Genomic DNA, 18,385 nt, shown 5'->3' with positions numbered 1-18,385 from the left:
GTCTCCTTCGTTCCCTGCGCCCGCCCCGCCCCGCCCGCCGCGGCGGCCCCGCCCGGGCGGGGGCCGCCGCCGGCTGCCGTAGGGGCTCAGGCGGTCTGCCGCCTCAGGGTGGCCGCGCCGAGCACCAGGGACAGCAGCAGGGCGGCGCTGATGACGGAGACCTGGGCGACCAGGTCGGCGCCGATGCCGGTGTGCCGGCTGAGCTCGGTCATCGCGTCCACGGCGTACGACAGCGGCAGCACGTCGGAGAGGTAATCCAGGAAGCTCGCCATCTGATCGCGGGGGGTGAACAGACCGCACAGCAGCACCTGGGGCAGCACCACCGCCGGCATGAACTGCACCGCCTGGAACTCCGTCCGGGCGAACGCGCTGACCAGGAGCCCCAGGGCGGTGCCCAGGAGCGCGTCCAGGGCCGCGACGAGGAAGAGCATCCACAGCGGACCGGTGATGTCCAGGCCCAGCCAGGACAGGGACACCGCCACCGCGAGGGCCACCTGGACCAGGCAGACCAGGCTGAAGGCGAGGGCGTAGCCGAGGAGCAGGTCGAGCTTGGCGGTGGGCAGGGTCAGCAGCCGCTCCAGCGTGCCGCTGGTGCGCTCCCGGAGCGTACTGACCGAGGTGATCAGGAACATCACCAGGAAGGGCAGCAGCCCGAGCAGGGCGGGGGCCACCGCGTCGAAGGCCGCCTCCTCGTCGAAGACGAAGCGCAGGAGGACCATCAGCAGGGTGGGGACCACGAGTGCCATGGCCAGGGTCCTGCGGTCGTGGCGCAACTGGGCGAGGACGCGGCGGGCGGTGGCGAGGGCGATGACGGGATTCATGACGCGATCTGCTCCGTGGTGTGTCCGGCGGGGGGATTCCGCGCCTCGTGCTCGCGGATGACACTGAGGAAGGCCTGTTCGAGGTCCTGGGTGCCGGTTCGCGCCCGCAGGGAGTCCGGGCTCTCCTGGGCCAGCAGGACACCGTCGCGCATGAGCAGCAGTTCGTGGCAGCGGGCGGCCTCGTCCATGACATGGCTGGAGACCAGGAGCGCGGTCCCCCGGGCGGCGATCTCCGCGAAGGCGTCCCACAACTCCAGGCGGAGCACCGGGTCCAGGCCCACGGTCGGCTCGTCCAGGACGAGCAGCTTCGGCTCGCCCAGGAGGGCCACGGCCAGACTGGCGCGGGAGCGCTGCCCGCCGGAGAGGGAGGCGACGATCTGGTGCCGGTGGTCGCTCAGGCGCAGGGTGTCCAGGACACGGTCGGCGTCGGCGGGCGAGGCCCCGATCACCGAGGCGAAGTAGCGGATGTTCTCCAGGACCGTCAGGTCCAGGTAGACGGAGGGAGTCTGCGGGCAGTAGCCGATGGACCGGCGCAGGCTCCGGTGCCCGGCGGGGCGGCCGAGCACCGTCACGGTTCCGTCGGTCAGGCGCTGCAGGCCCATCACGGAGCGGAGCAGGGTGGTCTTCCCGCAGCCGCTGGGGCCGAGCAGTCCGGTGACGCTTCCTTCGGGGACGGCACAGTCGATCCCACGGAGGATTTCCCTTCCTCCGCGTCGGACGACGAGGCCGGATACGCGTACTGCCATGGGCGTCAAGTCCTCGGTGAGTGGTGGCAGGCAGACGGGTCTGAGCGGTGAGGGGTGGGGCGAGACGGGACGCTCACAATCCGATCTGCCAGGGTCGCCCCGCCCGCTCGAAGCCCACTCGATGGGGCAGGGGTGGTCGGACCCGTCCGGCGGCGGGTCCAGCGGACTGCAACCTTCGGGTGAGCCGGTCTCGACCGGGCTCTCCCGGCCCGGCCGGCAGCCCGGACGACGGAGGAGAGACGGACGCTATGCCCCCGCCGTGCGGCCGGGCCGCAGTGAGGCGGCCCTGAGCGGTGGCCGAGTCGGCCTCAAGGCGGTGTTCCTACGGTGTGCCGAAACGGATGCCGAGGCCACATGCCGGGACCACTGAGGAGAGATCTGATGCCCCCTGCCACCACGCCGAAACCGATGACGGCGCCGCAGTACGACGTGGCCATTCTCGGGTCCGGCCTTGCTGGTACGACACTGGCCGCCTGTCTCGCCAACAACGGTGCGAAAGTCCTCGTCCTCGACGCGGGCACGCACCCCCGCTTCGCCATCGGCGAGTCGACCATTCCGTACACCTCGATGATGATGCGGCTGGTCAGCGAGCGGTACCGGGTTCCCGAGATCAAGTGGCTGACGACCTTCGAGGCGGTTCAGTCGAAGATCTCGACCAACTGCGGTGTGAAGCGCAACTTCGGCTTCCTCTACCACCGCGAGGGCGCCAAGCAGAACCCCGTCGAGACCAGCATGTTCCCCATCCCGAAGATCACGCACACCGAGAACCACTTCTTCCGCCAGGACACCGACTCCTGGATGCTGAACGTCGCCATCAAGTACGGCGCGGAGGTCCGTCAGCAGACGAAGATCGTCGATGTCGACATCGACGACAACGGCGTCACGGTGATCCCGGACAAGGGCGACCCGGTGCGCGTGAAGTTCATCGTGGACGCGAGCGGCCACCGTTCGCCGCTGGCCCAGAAGTTCGGCCTGCGCGAGGAGCCCAGCCGGCTGCGCCACCACTCGCGCTCGCTGTTCACGCACATGATCAACGTGAAGCCGTACGAGGACACGGTCCCGAAGGGCACGCACCAGAACCCGAGCCCCTGGAGCGAGGGAACCCTCCACCACCTCTTCGAGGGCGGCTGGATGTGGGTCATCCCCTTCGACAACCACCCCCTGCACACCAGCCCGCTGTGCAGCGTCGGCCTCAACCTCGACCCGCGCATCCACCCCCAGCCGGACTGCTCCCCCGAGGAGGAGTTCCGCCGCTTCATCGCCAAGTACCCGGACATCGCCCCGCAGTTCGAGGGCGCGGTCTCCACCCGGGACTGGGTGCGCACCGGTCGCCTCCAGTACTCCTCCAAGCAGACGGTCGGCTACCGCTGGTGCCTGACCTCGCACGCCGCCGGCTTCGTGGACGCGCTCTTCTCGCGCGGTCTGTCCAACACCATGGAGATCATCCACGCCCTCGGCTGGCGCCTGCTGGACGCCATCAAGGAGGACGACTTCTCCGAGGAGCGGTTCTCCTACGTCCAGGAGCTGGAGCAGGGTCTGCTCGACTTCAACGACGACCTGGTGGCCAACGCCTACACGTCGTTCGGCAGCTGGTTCCTGTGGAACGCGTGGTTCCGGGTGTGGTCGCTCGGCCAGATCCTCGCCACGTTCGAGATCAACCGCGCCTACGCCACCTTCCTGGACGACCGGGACCCGGCCGGCCTCGAACGCCTGGAGCGCCAGGCCCCCGACGGCGCGATCCCCGACTACGCCCCCGTCCGCCAGCTGCTGAAGAACGTCAGCACCCTGGTGCAGGAGGTCCAGAAGGGGGAGACCGACCCGCGCAAGGCCTCGGACGAGATCCTCGCGCAGCTGCGCGCGGCCGACTTCGTGCCCCCCGCCTTCGGTCTCGCCGAGCCCGACAACCACTGGACCGACGCCACGACCGTCAAGGTCCTTCAGACGCTCCAGTGGGCGAAGAAGGACGCTCCGGACGAGATCGGCGATCTCGTCTACGAAGGTCTCACCCTCTTCCTGCGCAAGCGGTTCGACAAGGAGGAGTTCAAGGTCACCGAGGAGCTCAAGCACATGGCCGCCTACTGGCCTGTGATCGGCAAGGTGATCAAGCACCGCAACGCAAGCGCGAGCTGATGTCCACCGACACGGGGAGTGAGATGAAGCAGCAGTCGAGCGAAAAGTACGACGTCGTCATACTCGGCACGGGCTTAGCCGGGTCCGTCCTCGGCGCGATACTGGCCAAGGCCGGAAACAAGGTTCTGCTCCTGGACGCCGGGTCCCATCCGCGCTTCGCGATCGGTGAGTCGACGGTCGGTTACACGCTGGTCCACCTGAGGATGCTCGCCCACCGTTACGGCGTACCGGAGATCGGGCACCTCGGCAGCCTGGAGGAGTGCAACCAGTACATCAGCACCTCCTCGGGCCTGAAGCGGCACTTCGGTTTCATGATCCACCGTGACGGCGAGGAGCCGGACCCGCGGGAGATCAACCAGTTCCGGCTGCCGAAGGTCCTGCACCTGGCGAGTCACTACTTCCGCCAGGACATCGACCAGTACCTGTTCCATGTGGCGCTGAAGTACGGCTGCACCGCGCTGCAGAACTACCGCGTCGAGAAGGTCGACTTCGACGACGACGGCGTCACGGTCATCGGTGAGGACGGCACCACCCACCGCGCCCGCTTCGTCGTCGACGGAAGTGGCTTCCGTTCTCCGCTCGCGGACCAGCTGGGCCTGCGGGACGAGCCGTGCCGGCTCAAGCACCACGCCCGCTCGATCTTCACCCACATGATCAACGTCGACCGGGTCGACGACCATGTCCGCATGGGCCCCGACGACGTGCCCCCGCGGCCGTGGCACGAGGGCACCATGCACCACATGTTCGACCGCGGATGGTTCTGGATCATCCCGTTCGACAACCACCCGAAGAGCACCAACCCGCTGTGCAGCGTCGGCCTCCAGCTCGACCCGCGTCGCTACCCGAAGCCCGGCGACATGACGCCGGAGCAGGAGTTCTGGCACCACGTCGACCGCTTCCCGCTGGTCAAGCGGCAGCTGGCCCGGGCGAAGAGTGTGCGTCCGTGGGTGGGCACCGACCGGCTGCAGTACTCGTCGAAGCAGGTCGTCGGTGAGCGCTGGGTCCTGCTGCCGCACGCGGCCGGCTTCGTCGACCCGCTGTTCTCGCGCGGCCTGTCCAACACCGCCGAGATCCTCAACGTCCTGGCCTGGCGCCTGATCCGGGCGCTGAAGCAGGACAACTTCGACCCGGCGCAGTTCGAGTACGTCGAGAAGCTGGAGCAGAACCTGCTCTACTTCAACGACCGCCTGGTCAACTCCGCGTTCATCAGCTTCTCCGACTACGACCTCTGGAACGCGGTCTTCCGGATCTGGAGCTACGGCTCCCTGCCCGGCGCCTTCCGGGTCATCCACGAGGACCTCAAGGCGCGGAGGCAGAACGACCCGAGTATCTGGCGGGCACTGGAGGACGTGCCGAGCCCCGGCCTGTGGTGGCCGGACAAGCCGGAGTACCGGCAGATCTTCGACGAGATGGCCGACTACTGCGAGGCCGTCGACGCAGGGGAAATGGACTCCCAGGACGCGGCAGACCGGCTGTTCGACAAGATGCGCAAGGCCGACTGGATCCCGCCGTCCCTGGAGATTGCACAGCGCGACGTCAGGTTCATCAACCCGAACCCGCAGCGGCTGCGCAAGATGCTGCTCTGGTCCCGCACCAAGTCGCCCGCGGACATGCGGCCGTACATGGTCGGGACCTCGGTCGAGGCGATCAAGCACTTCGTGAAGGGCAAGCGAATCTTCTGAGCGCCTCCTGCGGGCCCGTCCGCGGTCGGCGGGACATCACGTCCCGCCGGCCGTTCGCTCGTTGAGCGGGCCGCGCGATCTAGGAAGAACATGCCGGAGATCCGTCGAGGAGACCGGTAATCCGTAAGGAGAATGGGATGACGTCCCAATCGTCCACGTCGCTGGCTGGGGAATCCCGGACTTCCGGTCCGGGAGAAATACACGACGTGGCCATATTGGGGTCCGGCATAGCCGGCTCCATGCTCGCCGCCATCCTGGCCCGTAACGGCGTCAAGGTTCTGCTCCTGGACGCCTCGGCCCACCCTCGCTTCGCCATCGGTGAGTCGACCATCCCGTACACGCTCGTCTGCCTGCGCACGCTCTCCGAGCGCTATGACGTGCCCGAGATCAAGACGCTGGCCACCTTCACCAACACGACCAAGCTGCTCGGCCCCAAGTTCGGGGTCAAGAAGCACTTCGGGTTCCTGCTGCACCACGAGGGGGAGCCCCAGGATCCGCGCGAGACCAACCAGTTCGGCACCCCGGGTCTGCTGCACGAGGCAAGCCACCTGTACCGGCAGGACACCGACCAGTACATGTTCCATGTCGCCCTGAAGTACGGCGCCGTGGCCCGGCAGAACTTCAAGGTCGCCGACGTCGACTTCGACGACGCGGGCGTCACCCTGAGCACCGCCGCGGGCGAGCAGTACCGCGCCCGGTACGTCGTCGACGCGAGCGGCTACCGCTCCCCGCTCGCGGAGAAGTTCAACCTGCGGGAGGACCCCTGCAGGTTCAAGCACCACTCCCGGTCCATCTGGAACCACATGGCCGGAGTGCGGCCCACCGACGACCTGTGGAACCGCGGCCCCGAGGACACCCCGCCCGCCCCCTGGTACCAGGGCACCGTGCACCACCTCTTCGAGCGCGGCTGGTTCTGGGTGATCGGCTTCGACAACCACGAGTGGTCGCGCAACCCGCTGTGCAGCGTGGGTCTCACCCTCGACCCGCGCAAGTACCCCAAGTCCGCGGACCTGACCCCGGAGGAGGAGTTCCACCACTACGCCGCGCGCTTCCCCGACATCGCCCGCCAGTACGAGGGCGCGCGCGCCGTCCGTCCCTGGGTCTCCACCGACCGCCTCCAGTACTCCTCCCGGCAGACCGCCGGCGACCGCTGGTTCCTGCTCTCGCACGCCGCCGGCTTCATCGACCCGCTCTACTCCCGCGGCCTGTCGAACACCGCCGAGGCCATCAACAGCCTGTCGTGGCGGCTGCTGGACGCGGTCAAGGACGGCGACTTCTCCGGCGAGCGCTTCGAGTACGTCGACCGCATGCAGCAGGGGCTCTTCGACTACAACGACTCGCTCGTCAACGCCTCCTTCATCTCCTTCAGCGATTACGACCTGTGGACGGCCGTCTACCGGATCTGGTCCTGGGGCGCCAACGCCGGCACCTACCGGCTGTCCGAAGGCCTGTTCAAGTACTTCAAGGACGGCCGCGACCAGCACTTCAAGGACCTGGAGAAGGCCCCCTACCTCGGCCTGTACTGGCCGGACCACGAGGGGTTCAAGGGCCTGTACGACTCCATGGTCGAGGAGTGCCTCAACTACGAGGCCGGCAAGGTCACCGCGCGCGAGGCGGCCGACACCGTCTACGCCCAGTTGGAGAGCGCGAACTTCGTGCCCAAGCACTTCGGGTTCGCCGAGCGCGACCTGCGCTTCATGATCCCCAACGCCAAGGTGATGGCGAAGACCGCGCGCTGGCTGCACACCGAGGCCGACCCCGTCGTCAAGCGGATGATGCGGGGCAATGCCAAGGAGGCCGTCAAGGCCAAGCTCAAGGGCCGGCGCATCTTCTGACGCCCACCCGGCCGGCGCTCACCCTTGGCACCCCGAGCGTGAGCGCCGCCCGGTGGCCCGGGCCTGTCGTGCCGCTCACCCGGCGCACGACGCAGGCGGCGACCAGCCGCCCCCGAGGCCACCGGGCTCCGATCGACAGCACGTTTCCCCTCGTGAACAACCCCGGAGCCGACCGGCTCCGGGCCGGCCGGCTGTCGGGTCCCGCACCGCGTCGGGGCTCCGCCGGGACATGAGGGACCGGAAGGAACCGTGAACCGAGGGGAGTCGACTCCATGAAGACCAAGCGTCCCAGCACGACCGCCGACCGCGCCGCCCCGCCCGCCGACCACCGGGAGAAGTACGACGTCGCCGTCCTCGGCGGCACCCTGGCGGGCGGCCTGCTCGCCGCCGTCCTGGCCCGTCAGGGCGTACGGGTGCTGGTCGTCCCGGGCGCCGAGGACCGCACCGAGCCGTCCGGCGAGACCACCGTCCCGTACACGGCCGAGGTCTTCCTGCTGCTCGCCAAACGCTTCGACATCCCGGAGATCGCCGCCTTCGGCCTCTTCCCGGACCTGCCCGCGGACATCCGCCGGGACAGCGGCATCAAGAAGAGCCTCGGCTTCCTCTACCACCGGCCCGGGATGCCGCAGAGCCCCGCCGAGAGCATCCAGTTCAACGTCCCCGGCGAGCACGCCGAATGGCACCTGGAGCGGCGCACCGTCGACGACTACACCCTGCGCCTGGCGCACCGCTACGGCGCCGCGGTCCTGCCGCACGGGGTGCACGCGACCGACGCCTGGACCGAGGACGACGGCGCTCGGGTGGAGACCACCGACGGTCATGTCTGGCGGGCCCGCTACCTCGTGGACGTCAGCGGACCGGGCTCCTTCCTGGTGGCGAAGAACGGCGGCGACGACCCCGAGCCCCGGCTCGGGCTGCGCTCCCGCGTGCTGTCCACCCACATGACGGGCGTGGCGCGGTTCGAGGAGGTCCGTGACACCGCGGACTACCCGCGCGCCACCGACTGGTCCCTGGGCACCGTGCACCACCTGTTCGACGGCGGCTGGATCCAGCTGGTCCGGTTCGACAACCACGCCGACGGCGCCAACCCCGCCACCGGCGTCACCCTCAGCCTCGACCCGGGCCGCTGGGAGGACCTCCCGGACGATCCCGACAAGGCCTTCCGGGCCGTGGTCGAGCAGTACCCCGACCTGGAGCGGCAGTTCGCCTCGGCCACCGCGGTCCGCCCGTGGACGAGCACCGCGCTGTGGCAGCGGACCGCCTCCAACACCTACGGGGAGCGCTGGTTCGCGCTGGAGCGCACCGCGGCCCGCAACGACCTGTTCCTCTCCCGTGACGTCACCATGGCCACGGAACTGGTGCACGCCCTCGCCACCGCGCTGATCCCGGCCGTGCGCCGCGACGACTTCGCCACCGCGCCGTTCGCCCGCATCGCCGCCTTCCAGGACGAACTCGGCGCCTTCAACGACCGCTGGCTGCGCTGCGCGCGCATCGCCGGCCGGGACTTCCAGCTCTACAACTCCTTCTCCCGCGTCTGGCTCCTCTGGCAGATCCTCGCCGACCTCTCGCTCAAGCGGGCCCGGCTGGACTGCGAGTCGAGCGCGGGGGGCCGGGACTGGACGCCCGTCGAACGGTTCGAACTCGGCGGCATCTGGTTCCACGCTCCCGAAGGGCTTCGGGGGCTCATCGACCGCGCTCTGACCACCGTCGAGCGGGTCGACACCGGCGAGGTCTCCGCGTCATCGGCCGCGGACGCCATCTTCGCCGACCTGCGCAGGGAGAAGTTCGTACCGCCGCTGTACGCGTTCGGCGATCCCGACGCCAGGGTCTACCACTTCACCCTTCCCAAGCGACTGAAGATGTTGTGGTGGGTCAAGACCGCCGCCCCGGCGGACTTCCGCCGGCTGCTCACACGCGACAACGTCACCTCGGTCACCTCGGCCGCCTCGCGTTGAGGCTGCACCCTCCACCGGAACAACCCGATAGAAGAGGTCCATTGTCGTGGACACCAACACTGAAGCCTTTGACGTCATCATCGCCGGGGCGGGACCCACGGGGCTGATGCTCGCAGGTGAACTTGCCCTCGCCGGCGTGCGCTGCCGGGTGGTCGAGCGTCGCGAGCACCGCACCCGGGAGTCCAGGGCGCTCGGACTGCACGGACGCACCATGGAGGTCCTGCACATGCGCGGGGTCGCCCAGGAGGTGCTGCAGCGCGCCAACCCCGTGCCCCGGGTGCGGGTCTCGCTCGGCAACTCGCTGTTCGACATGGGCAAGCTGGCCTCGGAGTACGGGCAGCTCACCATCATCCCGCAGGGGCAGACCGAGGAGATCCTGGAGAAGCGCGCCCTGAACCTCGGGGCGGCCGTGGAACGGGGCGTCACCCTCGTCGGCTGCCGGCAGGAGGGCGCCATCGTCCACTGCACGATGGAGAAGGACGGGCGCACCTGGGAGGAGAGTGCCCCCTGGCTGGTCGGCTGCGACGGCTCGCGCAGCCAGGTGCGGGAGTCCATGGGCGCGGACTTCACCGGCGCCACCTACCCGTACACGATCATCGTCGCCGATGTGAAGCTCGGCATCCCGCTCGACGACCAGCTGCTCATCCGGGTCGGCCGCGCCGGGCTCGTCGTGGCGACCGACTTCGGCAACGGCTGGTACCGCATGGGCGTCATCGACCGGGACAAGCCCTGGTCGGACGCGCCGGTCACGCTCGTCGAGGTCGAGCAGACCCTCAAGAAGCTGTTCGGCCGGGACATGCGGCCCAGCGAACCGCTGTGGACCTCCCGCTTCCGCATCCAGGAACGGCAGGCGGAGTTCTACCGCAAGGGGCGCATGATCATCGCCGGTGACGCGGCGCACGTGCACTCGCCGCTCGGCGGGCAGGGCCTCAACCTCGGCATCCAGGACGCCATGAACCTCGGCTGGAAGCTGGCGGCCGTGGTCACCGGGCGGGCCCCCGACGACATGCTCGACACCTACGCGGCGGAGCGGCGCCCCGTCTCCCAGGGCGTCATCAAGGTGACGGACATCGCCACCCGCATGATGACCTCCGACCGGCTGCCGGCGCGGGCCGCCCGCAAGGCCGTGATCTCCGTGGCCAGCCGGATCCCCAGGACCCACCAGACGGCCGTCGGGCACCTGTCGGGCATCGCCACGCGCTACAAGGCGATGGCCGCGGCCGTCGGCGCGACGTCCCTGGTCGGCACCCGCGTCCCCGACCTCACGATCGCCACCCCCGGACAGCCCGCGCAGAGCCTCTTCGAAGCGCTGCGCCTCGGCAACTTCATCCTCATCGACTCCGGCAAGGGCGCGCCGCTGCTGCCGGGCATCCCGGAGACGGACGGCAGGCTGGTCCGCCTCACCGGCCGCATCCTGGCCGACGCCGGCCCCTGGCAGACCCCCGAGACGATCCTGGTCCGCCCGGACGGCTACTGCGCCTGGGCGGGGCCGCGTGACCGGGCCCGCGTGGAGCTTCCGGCGGCGCTGCTGCGGTGGGTGCGCATCTGACCCAGGCCCGCTCCACCAAGTGCCGCCGCCCTTCGGGGAGGCGGCACTTGCATGTCCCGCGGGCCGTCGTGCCGCTGGGGCGGCACCCGCTGCCAAAGAAGGACGGCACCCCCGCAGCGCCGGGCTGCGCAACTCCGTACGGCGCGCGGACAGACGGCGCAACTCGGCGCACGCAAAGCCCGTCGCCGCCCCGGCAGAAGAACCGGGGCGGCGACGGGCTGGGAAGGGAAGGTCAGGCTGCCTACGGCAGCAGCCGTGCGTAAGACCCCCGCCAGTACGTCAGCGGGAAGCGGTCGTCGGCCGAACCGCCCCCGACCACCCGCCCGATGAGCAGCGTGTGGTCGCCGGCCTCGACCGCGTCGTGCAGCTCGCACTCCGCGTGGCCGACCGTGACCTGGAGCAGCGGCGTACCGGTGGCCGGGCCCGGCGTCCAGCGGACCCGCTCGAACTTGTCCGTCGAGCCGGAGGCGAACAGCTGGGAAGCCGTCTGCCCCTGGGAGCCGAGGATGTTGACCGAGAACGCGGCCCGGTCGAGCACGGCCTGCAGCGTGCCGCTGCGGTTGCTGACGCTCGCCAGCAGCAGCGGCGGGTCCACGGAGACACTGCACACCGCGGAGCAGGTCAGCCCGCGGGGCTCGTCCTCCTTGTCGAGCGTGGTCACGATGGAGACCCCGCTCGCCAGGGAGGCCATGACGGTACGGAACAGCTGGATGTCGACGGACTGGGCCATCGTGGGCATGGCAGTGGTCATCACAGCTCACCTTCCTCGACGGCCGTGACGAGCGCGGCACGGTGGAGCTTGCCGTTCGGCGTCCTCGGCAGATCCTCGGCGATGTGCAACCGGTCGATGTTCATATACGTGGGCAACCTTTCCGCACAACGGCGTTTGATGGCGAGCAGGGACGGCCGCTGCCCCGGCGACGGGACGACGACTGCGTGCAGTTGGGACGTGAGGCCGGTGCCGATCACCAGAACCGTCACCTCGGCGACGGATTCGAGGGTGCCGATGGCCGCCTCGATCTCGCCCAGCTCGATTCGGTTGCCGCGCACCTTCACCATGTGGTCGCGGCGTCCGACGTACTCCAGGTTCCCGTCGTCGCCCAGGCGGGCGATGTCGCCCGTGCGGTACGGGCCCTCCTGCGGCCCGCGCCCCCAGTAGCCGAGCATCACCGTCGGACCGCTGACGACCACTTCGCCCTCGCCGCCCTCGGGCCCGTCGAGCGTGATGGTGTCCCCGGAGCAGGCCGTGCCGATCGGCAGCGGGGTCTCCCGCTCCAGGTCGGCCTCGGTGACCTCGTAGGAGGTGCAGACGTTGGTCTCGGTCGGGCCGTACCAGTTCAGCAGCCGCACCCCGGGCCAGCTCTTGCGCAGCTCCTGGACGTGGTGGATGGCGAACGGCTCGCCGGCGAAGAGACAGACCCGCAGCGCGGACGGGGGAGGCCCGTCCAGCAGGCCGCCCTCGCGCATCATCAGGCTGATCGCCGACGGCACCGAGTACCAGACCGTGATCAGCCGCTGCCGCATGAACTCGGCCAACTGCAGCGGGGCGTAGGCGAGTTCCTCGGGCACCAGGTGCACCGAGGCGCCGGAGGCGAAGGCGCCGTACAGGTCGAAGACGGACAGGTCGAAGTTGAACGGCGCGTGGTTCGACAGCCGGTCGGAGACGGTGAGCTGGAGCTCCTCGACCGCCCAGTCCACGAAAGCCAGCGCGTTGCGGTGGCTGATCATCACGCCCTTGGGCTCACCGGTGGAGCCCGAGGTGTAGAGGATGTACGCCGGGTCGTCCGGACCGTTCACGAAGTGCTGCGGACGCGCGCCCTCCTCGGCCCGCCCGATCAGCTCGTCGAAGCCGGCCAGCGGCGCCGCGTCCCACTCCGCCGCCCGGGCCCGCTCCACGCCGCCCGCGTCCGCGACGACCAGCGCCGGCGCGCAGCCGGCGACGATCCGCGCCACCCGGGCGGGCGGGTTGGAGCCGGTGACCGGCACGTAGATGGCGCCGATGCGCAGGGCGGCCTGCATCACGGCGATGGCGTCGACGCTCTTGTGGCTCCAGATGATCACGCGGTCGCCGGGGCGCACCCCGCTCGCCAGCAGGGCCGCGGCGGCCCGGTCCGCGCGCCGGTCCAGCGTGCGGTAGTCGACGGGGCCCTTCTCGCCGTGCACGGCCACCGCGTACGGGTGCCGCCGGGCGGAGTCGTACAGCAGGCGGTGCAGGCTGACGTTGGTGCTCATAGTCCCAGCTCCCTGGAGATGATGTCGCGCTGGATGTCCGATGTGCCGGAGAAGATGACGGAGGGCACCGCGTCCCTGAGGGCCGCCTCGATGCCCACGTCGCGCTGGTAGCCCCGGCCGCCGAAGAGCCGTACCGCGTCCATCGCCGTGGAGATCACGCCCTCGGAGACGGCGAGCTTGGACAGGGCGATCCACAGGGTGGCCGGGCCGCCCCGGTCCATCTCCCAGCAGGCGCGGTAGAGCAGCAGCCGGGCGCTCTCGGTGCGCAGCTTCATGTCCGCGATCCGGTGCGAGACGGCCTGGAAGCGGGAGATCCGGCGCCCGGACTGCTTGCGGGTGCGGGCCTGTTCGACGGCCCGGTCCAGGAGATGGTCGGCCAGCCCCAGGAAACCGGCGAACAGACAGGCCCGCTCCCAGCCCATCGAGTGCTGGAAGATGAACCCGCCCTGGCCCTCCTCGCCGAGGACCTGCTCGTCGGGGACGAAGCAGTTCTCGAAGGTGATCCGGCCGGCCGGGACGTGCGACATGCCCATCTTCTCGAAGGGCTCACCGATCGTCAGACCGGGGGCGGAACGTTCCACCACGAAGCCGGTGACGCCCAGATAGCCCGCCTTCGGGTCCGTGGTCGCGTACGTGGTGAACACGTCGGCGGCCGGACCGTTGGTGACGAAGCTCTTCTCGCCGTTCAGGATCCAGCCGCCCTCGGTGCGCTCCGCGACCGTGGTCAGCCGCGAGACGTCCGAGCCGGCCTCGTCCTCCGTCATGGCGTTGCCGGCGATCAGCTCGCCCGTGCACATCCCCGGCAGAATCCGGGACTTCAGGCTCGGGCTCGCGAAGTCCACGATCGGCATCGCGCAGGCGAACAGGTGCGCGGAGGCGCCGAAGACCAGCCCGGTGCGGTCGCAGCCCCGGCCGAGGGCCTCCACCTGGCGTGCGGTGTCCAGGGCGCCGAGCCCGCCGCCGCCGTACTCGGCGGGCACGGACAGACCCAGCAGGCCGAGCTTGCCCAGCTGCGTCCAGTCACTCCGGTCGTAGTAGCCGGCCGCGACACCGGAGGGGAAGACCTCGCGTACGGCGGCCAGGGTCCGGTCGTATGCCTGCCGCTGTTCCTCGGTCCAGGCGAAGTCCATGGTGCGTGCCTGCCTTTCGGTCATTTTGGGTGGGTGAGCGCGGAGTCGGGCAGGACCACGGGACGGGTCTTCCTCAGCTCCTGCTGGGCGCGCTCGTTCGACTGGGCCAGCAGGGCGGACAGCAGCGGCGCCGCCATCGCGGTGGTCACCAGGGCCATGACGACCATGGCGCTGAACAACTCGATACTGAGCAGCCCCAGTTGCAGGCCGACGTTGAGGATCACCAGCTCGGTCAGACCGCGGGTGTTCATCAGCAGACCGAGGGTGGTGGCGTCCCGCCAGCTCATGCCGGTCAGCTTGGCCGGGATCGCCACGCCGCCCAGCTTGCCGAGGCAGGCGACCGCGATGACGGCCAGCATCACCAGGAGGCCGTTGGCGGTGATCGCGGTGAGGTCGACGGACAGGCCGGTCACCACGAAGAACAACGGCAGCAGCAGCCGGCCGGCCTGCTCGATGGGGCCGAACGCCGCCTGCATCACCTTGCGGTCACGCGGCATGACCAGGCCGAAGAAGAACGCGCCGAAGATGGCGTGGATGCCGATCTCGGAGGTCAGCCAGGCCGAGCCGAAGGCGCCGCACGCGGCCACCACCATGACGTACGGGATGCCCGACTCCGGCATCCGGTCGCTGAGTTTGCGCAGCAGCGGCTTGACGATCCACAGCATCCCGGCGACGTAGACCAGCGACCACAGGAGCATCGTGAGGAACGCGCCGGTCCCGGTGGCCGTCACCAGCGCCACGACCAGGGCGAGCATGCACCAGGCCAGGACGTCGTCGGCCGCGGCCAGCGCCAGCGAGAGCGCCCCGGGCCGGCTGAACTGGAGTCCCTGGTCGGCGACGATGCGGGCCAGCACCGGGAAGGCCGTGATCGACATGGCCACGCCGAGGTAGAGGGTGAACTCGAACATCCCCGTCTCTTTGCCGTCCACCGTGCCGTAGGTGCCGTAGATCAGCGCGGCGAGGCCCATGCCCAGGGCCAGGGGGCAGGCGATGGAGCTCAGCCAGATGAGGCCCGTGGAACGGCGGCGCCCGCTGAAGCTCGTACTGTCGAACTCCCAGCCGACGACGAACATGAAGAGGATGAGCCCGATCTGGGCCGCCGTCCCCAGATGAGCCCGTGCCTCGGCCGGAAAGAAGCGATCTGGCAGATCGCCCGGCAGTAGACCGAGCAGACTCGGGCCCAGACAGATACCCGCGGTGATCTCACCGACGACTGCGGGCTGGCGGATTCGGCGGGCACCGATCGCGAAAGCGACACCCGTCAGCAGCGTCAGGGCGACGCCGCCGATCACTGCTGTGGTCAGCCACTCGGAGTGTGCGGCAGGGGAGCTCACTCGATCTCCTTACGAACAGGTGGGACGGGAGCGATTCAGCGGCTCCACGTGTCGCTGCCGGCGAGGACGGCCGCGAGGTCGCCCTTGCCGTTCTGCTCGATGGCGGCGTCCAGCTGGTCCGCCATCGTCGTGTCGTAGACCGGCCGTTCGACGTCCCGGAAGACACCGATCGGTGTGTGGTGCAGCGTCTGCGGATCGGCCAGGCGGGAGAGCGCGAAGGCGTTCAGGGGGGAGGCGGAGCGTGCGTCGTGGACGAGGATCCGGCCCTCGTTCCGGTCGGTCACGTCCACGACCTCCAACTCGCCGGTGTCCGCGTTGCGTACGACGCCCTTGGCACCGTCGGCCCCGAAGCGGATCGGCTGCCCGTGCTCCAGGCGGATCACCGACTCCTGGGCCTGCTGCTTGTCCTTGAGGACCTCGAAGGCGCCGTCGTTGAAGATGTTGCAGTTCTGGTAGATCTCCACCAGCGCGGTACCGGGGTGGGCGGAGGCCTGGCGGAGCACCTCGGTGAGGTGCTTGCGGTCGGAGTCGACGGTGCGGGCCACGAACGAGGCCTCCGCGCCGATCGCCAGCGACACCGGGTTGAAGGGCGCGTCCAGCGAGCCCATCGGCGTCGACTTGGTGATCTTGCCGGTCTCCGAGGTCGGGCTGTACTGGCCCTTGGTCAGACCGTAGATCCGGTTGTTGAACAGCAGGATCTTGAGGTTGACGTTGCGGCGCAGGGCGTGGATCAGATGGTTGCCGCCGATGGAGAGCGCGTCGCCGTCACCGGTCACCACCCACACGCTCAGGTCCCGCCGGGTGACCGCGAGACCGGTGGCGATCGCCGGCGCCCGGCCGTGAATGGAGTGCATCCCGTACGTGTTCATGTAGTACGGGAACCGGGAGGAGCAGCCGATCCCGGAGATGAACACGATGTTCTCCCGGGCGATACCGAGTTCGGGCATGAAGCCCTGCACGGCGGCGAGGATCGCGTAGTCACCACAGCCCGGGCACCAGCGCACCTCCTGGTCGGACTTGAAGTCACGGGCGAGCAGGTCAGCCGGCATGGATCTCCTCCTGCAGAGCGGTGGCGAGTTGCTCGGCCTTGAACGGCATTCCGCTCACCTGGGTGTGGCTGTGTACGTCGACGAGATAGCGGGCGCGCAGCAGGGTCGCGAGCTGACCGAGGTTCATCTCGGGCACCACGACCCGCTCGTAGCGGCCGAGGACCTCGCCGAGGTTGCGCGGGAACGGGCTGACATGACGCAGATGCGCCTGCGCGATCCGCTCCCCGGCGGTGCGCAGCCGGCGCACGGCCGCCGTGATCGGCCCGTACGTCGAACCCCAGCCCAGCACCAGCGTGTTCGCGCCGTGCGGGTCGTCGACCTCCAGATCCGGCACCCAGACCCCGTCGATCTTCCGCTGCCGGGTGCGGACCATGAAGTCGTGGTTGGCCGGGTCGTAGGAGATGTTGCCCGTGCCGTCCTGCTTCTCGATGCCGCCGATCCGGTGCTCCAGGCCCGGCGTGCCCGGGATCGCCCACGGGCGGGCCAGGGTCAGCGGATCCCGCTTGTACGGCCAGAAGACCTCGGTGCCGTCCTCCAGGGTGTGGTTCGGGCCGTCGGCGAAGTGCACGCGCAGATCGGGGAGTTCGTGCAGCTCCGGGATCCGCCACGGCTCGGCGCCGTTGGCCAGGTAGCCGTCGCTGAGCAGATACACCGGGGTGCGGTAGGTCAGCGCGATCCGCACCGCCTCCAGCGCCGCGTCGAAGCAGTCGGCGGGCGTGGCCGGGGCCACGATCGGCACCGGGGCCTCGCCGTTGCGGCCGTACATCGTCTGCAGCAGGTCCGCCTGCTCCGTCTTCGTCGGCAGGCCGGTCGACGGTCCGCCGCGCTGGATGTCGATGATGACCATCGGCAGTTCGAGCGCCACGGCCAGGCCGATCGTCTCGCCCTTCAGGGCCATGCCGGGCCCCGAGTTCGAGGTCACCGCCAGCGACCCGCCGAACGCCGCGCCGAGCGCCGCACCGGCCGCGGCGATCTCGTCCTCCGCCTGGAAGGTCCGCACACCGAAGTTCTTGTGCCGGGACAGCTCGTGCAGGATGTCCGAGGCCGGAGTGATCGGGTACGAGCCCAGGAACAGCGGCAGGTCCGCCTGTTGCGCGGCGGCGAGCAGGCCGTAGGACAGGGCGAGGTTCCCGGAGATGTTGCGGTAGGTGCCGGAGGCGAAGGCATCGGCCGCCGGAGCGATCTCGTAGGTGACGGCGAAGTCCTCCGTCGTCTCCCCGAAGTTCCAACCCGCCCGGAACGCGGCGATGTTGGCCGCCGCGATCTCCGGCTTCTTCGCGAACTTCGACCTCAGGAACCTCTCCGTGCCCTCGGTGGGCCGGTGGTACATCCACGACAGCAGACCGAGCGCGAACATGTTCTTCGCCCGTTCGGCCTCCTTGCGGGACAGCCCGAACTCCTTGAGCGCCTCGACGGTCAGGCTGGTCAGCGGCACCGGATGGACGCGGTAGCCCTGAAGCGAGTCGTCGTCCAGCGGTGAGCTGTCGTAACCGGCCTTCGTCAGTGCACGGGCGACGAACTCGTCGCTGTTGACCAGGAGTTCGCCACCGGAACGCAGATCCGGCAGGTTCGTCCTCAACGCCGCCGGATTCATCGCCACCAGCACGTCCACGGCGTCGCCGGGCGTGAGGATGTCGTGGTCCGCGAAATGGAGCTGGAAGGAGGAGACGCCGCCCAGCGTGCCGGCGGGTGCGCGGATCTCGGCGGGGAAGTTCGGCAGCGTCGACAAGTCATTGCCGAACGACGCCGTCTCCGACGTGAACCGGTCACCCGTCAACTGCATGCCGTCTCCGGAATCGCCCGCGAAACGGATGACCACCCGGGACAGGCGCTCGGTCCGCGAAGGGGCGTCCGAGACCGCCGGTGGACGGGTGCTGGGGTGAGGAGCTGCAGTCACCGAGCCTCGACCTCTCTCTCGTGGG

Annotated in this window: 13 protein-coding genes; 5 read left to right on the top strand and 8 right to left on the bottom strand. The window is 69.6% G+C overall.

The genetic code is table 11. The features are described 5' to 3' along the window. Window positions 1-86: 86 nt before the first annotated feature. Window positions 87-821 (bottom strand): ABC transporter permease, encoded by a 735-nt coding sequence (locus AB0Q90_RS38680; RefSeq protein ID WP_363164018.1) that lies wholly within the window; start codon window positions 819-821, stop codon window positions 87-89. Beyond that, entirely contained in the window at window positions 818-1,567 is a 750-nt protein-coding gene (locus AB0Q90_RS38675) for an ABC transporter ATP-binding protein (RefSeq protein ID WP_363164017.1), read from the bottom strand. Before AB0Q90_RS38675 ends, AB0Q90_RS38680 begins: the two co-directional genes overlap by 4 nt. 381 nt (window positions 1,568-1,948) lie before the next feature. Between AB0Q90_RS38675 and AB0Q90_RS38670 the strand changes: the two genes are divergently transcribed. The 5 genes from AB0Q90_RS38670 to AB0Q90_RS38650 all read left to right on the top strand — a co-directional run bounded on the left by AB0Q90_RS38670 (window position 1,949) and on the right by AB0Q90_RS38650 (window position 10,718). After that, window positions 1,949-3,697 carry an NAD(P)/FAD-dependent oxidoreductase gene (locus AB0Q90_RS38670; RefSeq protein ID WP_363164016.1) on the top strand — a complete coding sequence of 583 codons (1,749 nt, stop codon included), beginning with the start codon at window positions 1,949-1,951 and terminating at the stop codon, window positions 3,695-3,697. Window positions 3,698-3,720: 23 nt separating this feature from the next. Continuing rightward, window positions 3,721-5,379: an NAD(P)/FAD-dependent oxidoreductase gene (locus tag AB0Q90_RS38665; RefSeq protein ID WP_363164015.1), complete on the top strand. Its 1,659-nt coding sequence runs from the start codon at window positions 3,721-3,723 to the stop codon at window positions 5,377-5,379. A 206-nt stretch (window positions 5,380-5,585) separates the two neighbouring features. After that, window positions 5,586-7,214 carry a tryptophan 7-halogenase gene (locus tag AB0Q90_RS38660; RefSeq protein WP_363164014.1) on the top strand — a complete coding sequence of 543 codons (1,629 nt, stop codon included), beginning with the start codon at window positions 5,586-5,588 and terminating at the stop codon, window positions 7,212-7,214. Window positions 7,215-7,486: 272 nt separating this feature from the next. Next, window positions 7,487-9,169 (top strand): hypothetical protein, encoded by a 1,683-nt coding sequence (locus AB0Q90_RS38655; protein ID WP_363164013.1) that lies wholly within the window; start codon window positions 7,487-7,489, stop codon window positions 9,167-9,169. A gap of 46 nt (window positions 9,170-9,215) precedes the next feature. Then, window positions 9,216-10,718, top strand: coding sequence for an FAD-dependent monooxygenase (locus AB0Q90_RS38650; protein ID WP_363164012.1), 1,503 nt, complete (start codon window positions 9,216-9,218; stop codon window positions 10,716-10,718). 241 nt (window positions 10,719-10,959) lie between these two features. Here AB0Q90_RS38650 and AB0Q90_RS38645 read toward each other — a convergent pair whose 3' ends face one another. Genes AB0Q90_RS38645 through AB0Q90_RS38620 form a run of 6 tightly spaced genes read right to left on the bottom strand, consistent with a single transcriptional unit; the run spans window position 10,960 to window position 18,291 of the window. Beyond that, window positions 10,960-11,469, bottom strand: a complete 510-nt coding sequence (locus AB0Q90_RS38645) for a flavin reductase family protein (protein WP_363164011.1) — start codon at window positions 11,467-11,469, stop codon at window positions 10,960-10,962. After that, window positions 11,469-12,950: an amino acid adenylation domain-containing protein gene (locus AB0Q90_RS38640; RefSeq protein WP_363164010.1), complete on the bottom strand. Its 1,482-nt coding sequence runs from the start codon at window positions 12,948-12,950 to the stop codon at window positions 11,469-11,471. The genes AB0Q90_RS38645 and AB0Q90_RS38640 overlap by 1 nt, the downstream gene beginning before the upstream one ends. Then, a complete protein-coding gene (locus tag AB0Q90_RS38635; RefSeq protein WP_363164023.1) occupies window positions 12,947-14,080 on the bottom strand; it encodes an acyl-CoA dehydrogenase family protein in 1,134 nt (377 codons plus the stop codon). The genes AB0Q90_RS38640 and AB0Q90_RS38635 overlap by 4 nt, the downstream gene beginning before the upstream one ends. Window positions 14,081-14,100: 20 nt before the next feature. Beyond that, window positions 14,101-15,414 (bottom strand): cation:proton antiporter, encoded by a 1,314-nt coding sequence (locus AB0Q90_RS38630; protein WP_363164009.1) that lies wholly within the window; start codon window positions 15,412-15,414, stop codon window positions 14,101-14,103. Window positions 15,415-15,449: 35 nt separating this feature from the next. After that, window positions 15,450-16,463 (bottom strand): 2-oxoacid:ferredoxin oxidoreductase subunit beta, encoded by a 1,014-nt coding sequence (locus AB0Q90_RS38625; protein WP_363164008.1) that lies wholly within the window; start codon window positions 16,461-16,463, stop codon window positions 15,450-15,452. Continuing rightward, window positions 16,453-18,291, bottom strand: a complete 1,839-nt coding sequence (locus AB0Q90_RS38620; RefSeq protein WP_363164022.1) for a 2-oxoacid:acceptor oxidoreductase subunit alpha — start codon at window positions 18,289-18,291, stop codon at window positions 16,453-16,455. The genes AB0Q90_RS38625 and AB0Q90_RS38620 overlap by 11 nt, the downstream gene beginning before the upstream one ends. Window positions 18,292-18,385: the final 94 nt, after the last annotated feature.

This window comes from Streptomyces sp. NPDC079141 (assembly GCF_040686775.1).
Lineage (GTDB): Bacteria > Actinomycetota > Actinomycetes > Streptomycetales > Streptomycetaceae > Streptomyces.
The sequence above is the reverse complement of the archived record's forward strand: the minus strand, read 5'-3'. Positions and strand labels throughout refer to the sequence as shown.